This is a genomic window from Devosia limi DSM 17137 (assembly GCF_900128975.1).
Lineage (GTDB): Bacteria > Pseudomonadota > Alphaproteobacteria > Rhizobiales > Devosiaceae > Devosia > Devosia limi.
Genome location: NZ_FQVC01000009.1, coordinates 143,538 through 153,789, shown reverse-complemented (window position 1 = coordinate 153,789; position 10,252 = coordinate 143,538). Strand labels below are relative to the sequence as shown.

The following is a 10,252-nucleotide window of genomic DNA, read 5'->3' as shown; positions in this document are numbered from 1 at the left end:
TCTTGACCGCAAGCGCACCCAGATCGATATCGACCTTGGCGGCGCCGTCGACGCTCTTGACCGCCCGTTCGACGGTAGCCACGCAATGGGCACAGGTCATGTCGCTGACTTGAAAATTGTAAATCTCATCGTCCTTCTTCGTTGGGATGCATCCAATCTGGACCTTCCAACAGTGGGAAGGTCAAGGACATTCAGAAATTTCGGGCCCGTCAATCCGGTGACCCGAGCGCGTCGATCGTCAATGCCACCAACCGGGCGACGGTGGCATCGGATTGGCTATCGCGAGCTCCCGACATCGCGGCGAGGCAGAACGTCGCCAATTCCTGCGGCGGCACATCGCTACGCACCGTGCCGGCCCGCGCGCCTTCGGCGATCAGTGCGGATACAAACGCGGTGAGGTGACCGCGGGCGTGGACGGCGTGGCCCCCCGAGTGCAGCACCTCGGCTAGCTCGCCGTCATGCCGACCATGCGCCATGCCGGCGTAAGCCCGCAGCACCATGCCCAGGCGCTCGATGGGCGGTTCTCCGCCATGGGCAATCGACGCCAGGGCTGCCAGGTGCCGACCGATCTGACGTTCGTGCCAAGCCTCAAGAAGGGACTGAACCTCGGGGAAGTACTTATAGAGCGTCGCGCGGCCGATGCCGGTCTCTTGGGCGATCTCGGACATCGTCACAGAGGACAGACCCCGGCGCATGACCAGGGACGCAGCCGCGTCGAGCGCCGCGTCTCTGACGGTCTGCTTGTGGGCCTCGATCGTGTCGGTCCAGAGTTTCGGCATACACCTTCTAATACTAGGCGATGCGCCGCGCGTCCATACACCGTGCATTTGACATAGACACTGTGTATCGATAAAATTCGAACGTCGCATCGGGAGGTTGGCATGGCACGATCCGTGAACAAGTCGGGAGCCGAGGTCTACGGCACGCCGACCTGGGTCAAGATCATCGGTGCCATTGCTCTGCTAGTAGTGGTGCTGGTCGCTATCGTTATGGCCGCCGGACTGGGTGGCACTCATGGCCCGGGTCGCCATGTCTCCCAAGAGACGGTTGAGCTCGTCCCGCAATGACGGCCGGGGCCTCTCTGCGCAGACTGCTGCTGACGCTCCATATCACCAGTTCGGTCGGTCTATTGGGCGCTGTCGCCGCATTTCTGTTGCTCGCCGCCGTCGGTGTTGCGGCCGAGGAGCCCGGCATCTATTTGGCCATGAACCTCATCACGGTTTACCTGATCGTCCCGCTGGCCTGGGCGAGCCTGTTAATCGGCACGCTGCAGTCGCTGGTAACGCCTTGGGGGCTGATCCGGCATTATTGGGTCGTGATAAAGCTCGGGCTCACGGCATTGGCGCTGGTGGTCCTGCTCCTGCAGACCGAAACCATTAGGTTGCTTTCCGACCTTCCGGCCGCCACGTTGGCCTCCCCCGCCTGGACACCGGCCCGTTCGTCCATGGTCCTTCACGCGGGCGGCGGCCTTTTGGTCTTGCTCTTGGCCACCGTTCTTTCGGTCTATAAGCCACGAGGCCTCACGCCCTATGGATGGAACCGACGCAGCGCTTGAGCCAGACCGCTGCGGGCTTTTGAGCGGCCTCTGATCAATTAGAAGATCGGCGTCTCCAGGACCTGAGCGCAGAATCTGCGATACCGCTTGACCTTACAGTCGTTGGAAGGACTATTTATATCGGCAGTTAGATGAAGGACTGCAGAATGCGCTCTGAAACGGCTCAGATCGAGCCAGTCGCGCCCGGAACGGACACCGCTTTCACCATCGACTTTGCCGTCGAAGGAATGACTTGTGCCTCGTGCGTCGCGCGGGTGGAAAAGTCCATCCGCGCCGTCCCGGGCGTCATATCCGCAGACGTCAACCTGGCAACGGAAAAAGCGACCGTTGCATTCTCGGGTAAGCCGAACCCGCAGGGGAAGCCAGAACGCGGGCTTTTGCCCGAACGTTGATGGCCGAAGGCTATCACGGCCTGCTGGTCCCAAGCTTTGCGACGGGCGCAACCAGCGAGGACCTCAATCTCGTGCTTTGGACGTGGGGTAATGCGGCGCCGGTCCGAGTCACACTCATCGATGATGAAAGTCGGCTATCGCGATGAATATCGCCTTTGGCCGAGCGCGCATCCACAAGGAGCGAAGCCATTATGAGCAAGGCGGCAAACCGGTTCCGACCTTTGCCACGGAGGCCGAGGGCGGCTTCGGTATCGACGACATTGAGCACGCGCTTTTCGCTGTCGCCGTCCTTGATCGTGTCGAATAGGCGGGTCTGGAATAAGAGCGGGGAACGGTGCCCTGCCCTGGGAGCCAGGTCACAGGCAGAGTAGCGTTCTCCCCAGAGCCACATCTGTAATCTTGCGTGTGAACCGGCCTTGGGGTTCAACTCCGATCGGCGGAGGTGTCACGATCATGAGGCCAGCAATTCCAAAGTCTTGGACGACTGCGAACGTCGCCTGGGGGGCAAACTTGGATCAGTATTCACCGATCCTGTTCTAGTCAGCAGCATGAACTGAGGATCCAAATCCAGGCTGCATCCACGCGACGTGGCAACCTTCTCGCCAAGCGGGCCGCATCGGTCGGGCCTGTATTCGAGTTTGCTTAAGGTGTCGCTAGCTCCATAAATCCATCCGACTCCCAATGTTCACTCGATCCTGGCGCTCCGCAGTCGCAGTGAATTTGCGATGACGCTGACCGAGGACAATGCCATGGCAGCAGCGGCGATGGCGGGGGATAGGGTCAATCCGAAGAACGGATACAGCACCCCTGCGGCGACCGGAACACCGGCAGCATTGTAAGCAAAAGCGAAGAACAGGTTCTGGCGGATGTTGCCCATCGTCGCCCGCGACAGGGTCCGCGCCCGGACAATGCCCATCAGATCCCCGCCTAGCAAAGTCACACCGGCGCTCTCGATCGCGACGTCCGTCCCGGTCCCCATGGCAATCCCGACATCGGCGGCGGCCAGCGCGGGCGCGTCATTGACGCCATCGCCGGCCATGGCCACGATCCCGCCGCCGGCCCGCAAGCGGCTGACCACCTCGCTTTTGCGCTCGGGCAGCACGTCGGCCTCGACCGACTGGATGCCCAGCGTACGCGCTACCGCGTCTGCCGTGACCTTGTTGTCGCCAGTCATCATTACGACCTTGATATCGAGTTCGGCCAGGGCCTTCAGCGCGGCCGGCGTTGTCTTGCGAATCGGATCGGAGATACCGATGACGCCGGCTATCCGCTGCGCCACACCCACCAGAACCGCGGTGGCGCCGTCGGCCCGGAGCTTGTCGGCGCGAGCAGTCCAATCAGCGGCATCAATTCCCACCGAGGCGAGATATTTCGTGCTGCCGATATATACAGTCTCTCCATCGACGGTGCCGGTAAGGCCCTTGCCGACCGGCGAATCCACGTCAGCCGGGTCGGACAATGTCAGTCCCCGATCCGTGGCTGCGGTGACGATAGCCAGACCCAGCGGATGTTCGCTAGCCCGCTCGAGGCTCGCTGCCAGGCGCAGCAACCGCTCCTCGTCGAAGTCGTCGGCCGGAACAATGGCTGTGACGGCCGGCTTGCCTTCGGTAAGGGTGCCGGTCTTGTCCACAACCAGGGTATCGATCTTTTCAAGGCGCTCCAGTGCCTCGGCATTCTTGATCAACAGGCCAAGGCTCGCACCCTTGCCGACCCCCACCATGATCGACATAGGTGTTGCCAGCCCCAGCGCGCAGGGACAGGCGATGATGAGCACTGAGACGGCCGCCACCAGGCCATAAGCAAAACGAGGCTCGGGTCCCCAGATGCCCCAAGCGGCAAAAGCCAGGATGGCGATGCCGATCACTAGCGGGACGAACCACCCGGACACCTGATCGGCAAGTTTCTGGATCGGCGCGCGTGACCGCTGCGCCGCCGCAACCATCTGCACGATGCGCGCCAGCATGGTGTCGTGGCCGATCTGGGTTGCTTCCATCACCAGACCACCCGATTGGTTGATGGTGCCGCCAATCAGCCGAGCACCGGCCTCCTTGGTGACGGGCATGGATTCACCGGTGACCATGGATTCATCCAATGCACTCCGCCCCTCGATGACCGTTCCGTCGACGGGGACCTTTTCGCCGGGCCGGACGCGCAGCCTGTCGCCGACGACGATCTGATCGACGTTCACCTCTTCATCAGAACCATCAGCGTGGATGCGCCGCGCCGTCTTGGGCGTCAGGTCGAGAAGCGCCCTGATAGCGCCCGACGTGCTTTCCCGGGCCCGCAACTCCAGTACCTGCCCGAGCAACGCCAACGCGGTGATGACCGCCGCCGCTTCGAAATAGACCGGAACGGCGCCGCCCATGCCTCGCATGTCAGCAGGAAAAATTCCCGGCAATACCGTGGCAACGACCGAATAGAGCCATGCCACCCCGATCCCCATGGCGATCAGGGTGAACATGTTGAGGCTACGATTGGTGATGGAAGCGACGCCGCGCGTGAAGAATGGCCATCCGGCCCACAGCACCACCGGCGTGGCCAGAACGAGCTGGATCCAGTTCAGGTTTTGTGGCGCCACAATGGCGTGAAAATCAAAGAGGTGGCTGCCCATTTCGATCAGGAATACGGGCAGCGCTAGCGCGGTTCCGATCCAGAAGCGGCGGGTCATATCGACAAGTTCGGCACTGGGCCCCGTCTCGGCAGTCGGCATCTCCGGCTCCAGGCTCATGCCGCAGATCGGGCAATTGCCGGGATGATCCTGCCGGATCTGGGGGTGCATGGGACAGGTATAGATAGTTCCGGCAGCGACCGGTGCCGCTGGAACCAGCGCCTTGGTGAGATAGGAAGAGGGGCTCGCGACGAACTTGTCGTGGCATTTTGCAGAGCAGAAGTAGTAGGTCTGCCCTTCGTAATTTTCCTGGTACTTGGCGGTCGCCGGGTCGACCGTCATCCCACAAACCGGGTCTTTGACCGAGTGCGCATCTGCAGCCCCGCTATGGACGTGATGCTGATGGTGGTGATCCGTCGCCGTTCCGCTCATGGCACTGTCCTCAACTTTGGATTCGAAGAATGTGCACCTTCCCACCGTAGCAAGGTCAAGCCCAAATGCAGGAAGGCTAGCTAAATAGATTGGCGGCGCGTGCGCCACCAATCGATGTGGGTTCAGGGGCTAACGGCTTGCCGCCCGCACTCGCATGGCAGGTGTTGCAACACGCCCTCGCCGCCAGACCAAAAAAACGGCCGACCACCGCAGCATCTGCACGCACACAACCAGCGCGGCCATAGGCAGCTGCACAGGATTGGGCGGCGTGGGCAACCGATGGAAATGCTCGAAATGCATGAACAGAAAATAGGCCGCGTGGACGACGGCAAAGAGCCAGGCGATACCTGCTGCCTGTTGCAGATGCTTCCAAGTGCGCGCGCCGAACAACCGCATCGACCAGTTGTTGGACAAGGCGGCGAGCCAGAGGGCGACCACCATGGCAACGAAGCCGAGCCAGTTTCCCAAGCCCAGGCCGTGTTCTGCAAGGACCTGCCGCTGCAATTGGGGATGGAACGCGAACCCCATCAACTGCCAAATGCTCAAATTGACCCAGCCGACAAAAACGACCCCAGCATGGGCGGTGGCAAGCACGGCCGCGGCAATGCCGAGCTCGCGCCGATACGCTAGGACTCTGGTCAGCCTGGGGAAGAATACGACCAGCGGGCCAAGTGCCATGGCTGCCGCAAGGGCCACAAAGGATGCGTCAGCTAAGGCACGGTTCCACAGGTGCATCGGATCCCATTGGAACCGCAGCCACGCGAAATAGGCTACCGCCACGGCGGAAAGCAGCCAGACCAAGAGGTGTCGTTTCAAGGTGGCCATGGGCTAAACGACCACGACTGGCGTGTTGATCGGCACCCGAGTATAGAGGTCGATGACGTCCTGATTGAGTAATCGAACACATCCACTGGAGACCGCCATGCCGATCGAGCTTGCATCGGCGGTGCCATGGATGCGGTACAACGTGTCCCGCCCGCCCTCGAACAGATAGAGGGCCCGAGCGCCCAGCGGATTGTCCAGCCCAGGCGCCATCCCGTTCCGGTAGGGTTCGAGTTCCGGCTGGCGTGCAATCATTTCGCTCGGAGGCGTCCAGGTCGGCCATTCGCGCTTCATTTTGATCAGTGCGCGCCCTGACCAGGAAAACCCGTCGCGGCCAATCCCAACGCCATACCGAACCGCCATACCCTCTTCTCCTACCAGGTAGAGAATGCGGTTTTGCGTATCAACAATGATGGTGCCGGGCTGCTCGGAGGTGGGATGGCGAACGACCTGCCGCTGATATTCCGGCGGAAGCAATGAAGTGTCGACTGCCGGTATGTCGAACTGTTCGCCGTGGATACCGGCATATCGCTGCGCGGCCGTCCCGACCGGCCCGGGAGGCATTTCCTGAGCCAGGAGGAGGCTCGGTGCGAACGGTGTCAGCAGACCAATCGTCAAAAATGCGCGTCGTTTCATCACAATTTTGCTCCAGATATCTCGATTGTTCATGGGACACTGACGGGGAGCTTGAGCTGCTCGCCTTTGGCCTCGACAGTGACGATCCACTCCCCCGGCATACTGCCGGTGAGGTCCGCGCGAAACGCGGTGGCGCCATCGGGGGCCGTTGGGGCCGAAATCGTCATGTTGTGGCTGACCATCGCAGCGCTGACCTGGGGCCGTGGCGGTTGCTCATTACCGGCGACATCGGTGCCGATAAAATCGACCAGTACCGTTATGCGACCAGCGGCGCCGGCCGCGGCCGAAGCCACCATTTGCCAGCCACCAACGGTGAGGGATGCCTGCTGGAACGATGCGCTGACGTTGGGCGATAGCATCCTTACGACCGGGGCGGCCCCTAGCCCCAACAGGATCAAGACAAAAATGGCCAGAGGCAGCCAGCGCAGCCGCAAAGCTGCCTGTGAGCTGGCGCCCGACGTTTTGTTCCGCGTCATGGCAAACCTCCTCCATCGTGACGAGGAGAAGCATGAACATGCGCAATCGGCACGTGCGGCAGCGGGCAGCCGCGAGGGTGCAGGGTGAAAGTCATGGAAGGGAAAGACCTTTGAATTGAGAATGCGTGTAAAGCGCTCAAAGGCGTCGCAAGCGACGCTGTCTCACAAAGGTCTAGGTGGTTGCTCGGGGCGCGAGGGGCCGACGCTTCCATAGGCGGGGGACGGCAGGAGCGACCAGATCGGTCTGTTCCGGGGCGTCGGAACCCAACTTGCCAAGCGGACGATTGGCAGTTCGTGCGCATGGTCGGCCGACTTGTGGTGACCGGTACTGTGGGCGGAGGGTGGTGCTAGCTGGTCATGTACGCCGGCGGGATCGGCCTGTTCGGCGGCAATAGCGATGGAGAGGCCGGTTTGCGCATGCCCAATCGCCTGCCAGATGGGCACCAGCACGATGGCCAGAACCGCCAACGTGGCGAGCCAATTTTTTAACGAACGCACGTCCATCGCAAAACAGATTTCAACCTTAGTTCCGCCAACCAATCTGGCGCTAAATCCAGCAAGCGTCCATTGGCAAGCCTGTCGCTAACCCATTTTGCGGCTTTGGCGCGATCACGATCGTGACATCGGACGCCCATGGACCAGATGAACAGCGACATGATGACCGCCGCCATGGCTGAGGATATCGACGTCGCCTTTGTCTGCGGCATGATCCCTCACCACCAGGGTACCATCGCCATGGCCAAGGCTGAACTCCTGTATGGCGACAACGAAATGGGCCAAGGAGATGGCGCAAGGTCATCGACGCGCAGGAGCAGGAAACCGCTGAGATGCTGACTTGGCTGGAAGAACAGGCCCATAATAAAACAAGGGGCGCCGATGGCGCCCCCTTCACTTCTTTGCACCAGCGCTACGTCGTGTAGATCAACTCGGACATCATGCCTGTCGCCATGTGGTAAAGGTTGTGGCAGTGATAGAGCCAGCGCCCCGGATTGTCGGCGTCAAAGGCGATGGTCACCGTGCCCATGGACGGGACCAGAATGGTGTCCCGCATCGCCCCCGCAAATCGTTTGCCGTTGAGCGCCACCACCTGGAAATGGTGTCCGTGCAGGTGCATCGGATGGGCCATCATGGTGTGGTTCATGAACTCGATTTCCACGCGTTGGCCGAGAGAAACCTCCGGCGTCCGCCGGTTCGACCAAGGGCGATCATCGAGTGACCAGGCATAAGGCGACATTGAACCAGTCAACATGACCGCATGCTGTATGTCTGTCGCTCTTTCACTTAGCCCTGAAACCGCGCGCAGCAGCGTCTCTAGAGACATGTCCACCGGACCGATCGCCGTATCCGCGAGCGAGGCAAACTTTTCGATTTGCGCGCCGGGCGCGGCCAGGATTACGCCGGTGCGCGCCCGGTCTCCTTCGCGCTGGGCAAATACGGGCACAACACCGCCCGCGGGAACATCGATCATCAAATCGATGCGCTGCGCCTGCGCCAGCGGAAACCGGGAGGCCGTAATCGGCTGCACCGGATTGCCGTCCACCGCCACCACGGTGGCTACGGCACTGCCCAGATCCAGCCAGAAAGCCGTCGATGCACCACCATTGATGATGCGGAGTCGCACCCGTCCCTGACGTTCCGTGCGAACGACCATTGGGTCGTCCAGAGTCCGATCATTGGCGAGATAGGCATCAAACTCTACATCGTTGAGATCCATGGTTCCCATGGAGTCCATCGACATCATCGAGTGGTCCATCGGGCTGGCCATAGCACCCTGGCCCGATGACATGCTGCCATGATCCATGCCAGCGCCGTCGGTCAGCTCGGCGAGAATCTCGTCCGGATCGCGGAAGGTAAAGTCGTGCAGCAAAACGACGACTTCCTGCACGTCGGCTGCCACGTCTTCCGCGTCATGCACGATCAAGGGCGCCGCCAGCAGGCGCTGCTCCTGCAACCCATGGTGGGAATGCATCCAGTGCGTCCCCGATCGCGGGGCAAAGTCGAACGCTCGATCCGTGCCATCGGCAATCTCGGTGACGTAGCCGGTCTCCGACACGCCATCGAGCTCTGGAGCGGGAACCTGCCCGTGCCAATGGATGCTGGTTGCGGCCCCCGACCGGTTCTCGAGCACCAGATCAAAGCGCTCGTTTGGCGCCAGTATCAGCCCGGAATTGCCGGCCGAATTCGTCAGCCCATAGACGGTCGCGGCGCGGCCATTGACTTCAATGGTGCGTGTTGCGGCGACAAGACGCTGTTGAGGCTGGGCAGCGCGAGCCCAATTGGGCAAGAGGAAGCCGCTCGCGCCAAGCGCGGCAGCCGCCCCCAAAAAGGTACGGCGGGATACTGATTTTTGCATTTTATCTCTCTGTCTTGCGGTGGCGCGTTGCGCCGGGGTTCAGCTCGCAAAGAGGGAGAGGATGGGAGGTCGATGATCCGGTGAGCGTGACAGGCCCGCCAAAGCGGGCATCGCTATGGATTTGACACTATCGTCCGTGGGGGCCGAACGATCGGGTGCGGCCGATACCGCCAGGGAACTGCAGATCGGACAGACGACGCACCCCTGATGGCCGCCTCCGGTCATGCCGTGGACGAGACCCGTGGCGCACATGCTCTCGCAATGCGCATCTGCGGCGATCGCTTGATGGTGCGTGGACACCTTGACGGTCGGCTCCGAGGCGAAAGTGGGCGTCATCATGAAAAGGGTTGACCAAGCCACAATCAACGCCAGCATAATCCGCCACGTCGCAACTTTGGCAGCTTTGATCAGTCGTGGCAGCTCCAAGCTCAACATAGGCTGCAGTTTCCCGGCTTAGTCATTGCGGTCCCCGTCGGTCCGAGCCTGTTGATAGGCCCGCTCGCGCTCGGGCCAAGTGCTTTTGATGTAGTCGATGATTGCGGCGATTTCAGCGTCGACCAGGGTTTCGCCGAAGGCTGGCATGTCGGTCTGATAGCCTGGAACGATCGCTGCCAGACCATCTCGGGTGATGCGCAGCAATTGTGCGTCTGAATGGTGCCAAGTGTGGCCAGTTGCGTCATGCGGTGGCGCTGGCAGGCGACCGCTCGGCAGCTGGTTCATCCAGTCTGGCTGGCCCTCTAGATTTGCTCCGTGGCACGCGGCGCAGTTCTCCACATAGAGCGTTCTCCCGTCTGCGGCAGTTTCCTGCCCCACGACCGAAAAAGTGCCCGCTCCCATGATCACCAAGATCATGGCCAGCGACGGGCGTCGGTAAACACGCAGCTTTGGTGAAGCAACAGCCTGGAACATCTATCTCACAATCGAACGCCATTCGGACTGGGGGCGCGCCAACCCTGGCACGATCATACCCTACGTCTC

Annotated in this window: 13 protein-coding genes and 1 pseudogene; 6 read left to right on the top strand and 8 right to left on the bottom strand. The window is 61.4% G+C overall.

The genetic code is table 11. The features are described from left to right. Together BUA69_RS15105 and BUA69_RS15100 are read right to left on the bottom strand one after the other, a co-directional pair. Positions 1–124, bottom strand: a 124-nt coding sequence (locus BUA69_RS15105) for a heavy-metal-associated domain-containing protein (RefSeq protein WP_143154541.1), incomplete at its 3' end; no start/stop codon positions are given. Between the two features lie 85 nt (positions 125–209). Beyond that, entirely contained in the window at positions 210–779 is a 570-nt protein-coding gene (locus BUA69_RS15100; RefSeq protein ID WP_046135163.1) for a TetR/AcrR family transcriptional regulator, read from the bottom strand. Positions 780–881: 102 nt separating this feature from the next. On the opposite strand from BUA69_RS15100, the gene BUA69_RS15095 reads away from it, so the two are divergent. From BUA69_RS15095 to BUA69_RS21050, 5 genes and pseudogenes are all read left to right on the top strand, one after another. Next, the gene (locus BUA69_RS15095; RefSeq protein ID WP_046135164.1) at positions 882–1,067 is read left to right on the top strand and encodes a hypothetical protein; all 186 of its coding nucleotides are present in this window, start codon (positions 882–884) and stop codon (positions 1,065–1,067) included. Further along, positions 1,064–1,555: a hypothetical protein gene (locus BUA69_RS15090; protein ID WP_046135165.1), complete on the top strand. Its 492-nt coding sequence runs from the start codon at positions 1,064–1,066 to the stop codon at positions 1,553–1,555. Before BUA69_RS15095 ends, BUA69_RS15090 begins: the two co-directional genes overlap by 4 nt. 146 nt (positions 1,556–1,701) lie before the next feature. Then, positions 1,702–1,905 (top strand): annotated as a pseudogene (locus tag BUA69_RS21570) (cation transporter); the annotation flags it as partial. A gap of 41 nt (positions 1,906–1,946) precedes the next feature. Continuing rightward, positions 1,947–2,093, top strand: a complete 147-nt coding sequence (locus BUA69_RS15080) for a hypothetical protein (protein ID WP_082093810.1) — start codon at positions 1,947–1,949, stop codon at positions 2,091–2,093. Next, on the top strand, positions 2,090–2,254 hold the full coding sequence (locus tag BUA69_RS21050; protein ID WP_160300128.1) for a hypothetical protein: 165 nt from the start codon (positions 2,090–2,092) through the stop codon (positions 2,252–2,254). The genes BUA69_RS15080 and BUA69_RS21050 overlap by 4 nt, the downstream gene beginning before the upstream one ends. A 378-nt stretch (positions 2,255–2,632) precedes the next feature. On the opposite strand, the gene BUA69_RS15075 is transcribed toward BUA69_RS21050, so the two are convergent. From BUA69_RS15075 to BUA69_RS15060, 4 genes are all read right to left on the bottom strand, one after another. After that, positions 2,633–4,987 carry a heavy metal translocating P-type ATPase gene (locus BUA69_RS15075; protein ID WP_046135167.1) on the bottom strand — a complete coding sequence of 785 codons (2,355 nt, stop codon included), beginning with the start codon at positions 4,985–4,987 and terminating at the stop codon, positions 2,633–2,635. Positions 4,988–5,116: 129 nt separating this feature from the next. Beyond that, positions 5,117–5,812 (bottom strand): ferric reductase-like transmembrane domain-containing protein, encoded by a 696-nt coding sequence (locus BUA69_RS15070; protein ID WP_143154535.1) that lies wholly within the window; start codon positions 5,810–5,812, stop codon positions 5,117–5,119. A gap of 3 nt (positions 5,813–5,815) precedes the next feature. Next, the gene (locus BUA69_RS15065; RefSeq protein ID WP_244468739.1) at positions 5,816–6,478 is read right to left on the bottom strand and encodes a L,D-transpeptidase; all 663 of its coding nucleotides are present in this window, start codon (positions 6,476–6,478) and stop codon (positions 5,816–5,818) included. Next, the gene (locus BUA69_RS15060; RefSeq protein WP_046135169.1) at positions 6,475–6,921 is read right to left on the bottom strand and encodes a hypothetical protein; all 447 of its coding nucleotides are present in this window, start codon (positions 6,919–6,921) and stop codon (positions 6,475–6,477) included. Before BUA69_RS15060 ends, BUA69_RS15065 begins: the two co-directional genes overlap by 4 nt. Positions 6,922–7,554: 633 nt before the next feature. On the opposite strand from BUA69_RS15060, the gene BUA69_RS15055 reads away from it, so the two are divergent. Further along, entirely contained in the window at positions 7,555–7,755 is a 201-nt protein-coding gene (locus BUA69_RS15055; RefSeq protein WP_052950529.1) for a DUF305 domain-containing protein, read from the top strand. A gap of 73 nt (positions 7,756–7,828) precedes the next feature. On the opposite strand, the gene BUA69_RS15050 is transcribed toward BUA69_RS15055, so the two are convergent. Further along, entirely contained in the window at positions 7,829–9,274 is a 1,446-nt protein-coding gene (locus tag BUA69_RS15050) for a multicopper oxidase family protein (RefSeq protein ID WP_046135170.1), read from the bottom strand. 453 nt (positions 9,275–9,727) lie between these two features. Then, a complete protein-coding gene (locus tag BUA69_RS15040; RefSeq protein ID WP_082093811.1) occupies positions 9,728–10,183 on the bottom strand; it encodes a c-type cytochrome in 456 nt (151 codons plus the stop codon). Positions 10,184–10,252 lie beyond the last annotated feature (69 nt).

Bases quoted from the DNA above. Each gene is read 5' to 3' on its own strand.
- BUA69_RS15100 (WP_046135163.1), bottom strand. From the start codon at position 779: ATGCCGAAACTCTGGACCGACACGATCGAGGCCCACAAGCAGACCGTC.
- BUA69_RS15095 (WP_046135164.1), top strand. From the start codon at position 882: ATGGCACGATCCGTGAACAAGTCGGGAGCCGAGGTCTACGGCACGCCG.
- BUA69_RS15090 (WP_046135165.1), top strand. From the start codon at position 1,064: ATGACGGCCGGGGCCTCTCTGCGCAGACTGCTGCTGACGCTCCATATC.
- BUA69_RS15080 (WP_082093810.1), top strand. From the start codon at position 1,947: ATGGCCGAAGGCTATCACGGCCTGCTGGTCCCAAGCTTTGCGACGGGC.
- BUA69_RS21050 (WP_160300128.1), top strand. From the start codon at position 2,090: ATGAATATCGCCTTTGGCCGAGCGCGCATCCACAAGGAGCGAAGCCAT.
- BUA69_RS15075 (WP_046135167.1), bottom strand. From the start codon at position 4,987: ATGAGCGGAACGGCGACGGATCACCACCATCAGCATCACGTCCATAGC.
- BUA69_RS15070 (WP_143154535.1), bottom strand. From the start codon at position 5,812: ATGGCCACCTTGAAACGACACCTCTTGGTCTGGCTGCTTTCCGCCGTG.
- BUA69_RS15065 (WP_244468739.1), bottom strand. From the start codon at position 6,478: ATGAACAATCGAGATATCTGGAGCAAAATTGTGATGAAACGACGCGCA.
- BUA69_RS15060 (WP_046135169.1), bottom strand. From the start codon at position 6,921: ATGACGCGGAACAAAACGTCGGGCGCCAGCTCACAGGCAGCTTTGCGG.
- BUA69_RS15055 (WP_052950529.1), top strand. From the start codon at position 7,555: ATGGACCAGATGAACAGCGACATGATGACCGCCGCCATGGCTGAGGAT.
- BUA69_RS15050 (WP_046135170.1), bottom strand. From the start codon at position 9,274: ATGCAAAAATCAGTATCCCGCCGTACCTTTTTGGGGGCGGCTGCCGCG.
- BUA69_RS15040 (WP_082093811.1), bottom strand. From the start codon at position 10,183: ATGTTCCAGGCTGTTGCTTCACCAAAGCTGCGTGTTTACCGACGCCCG.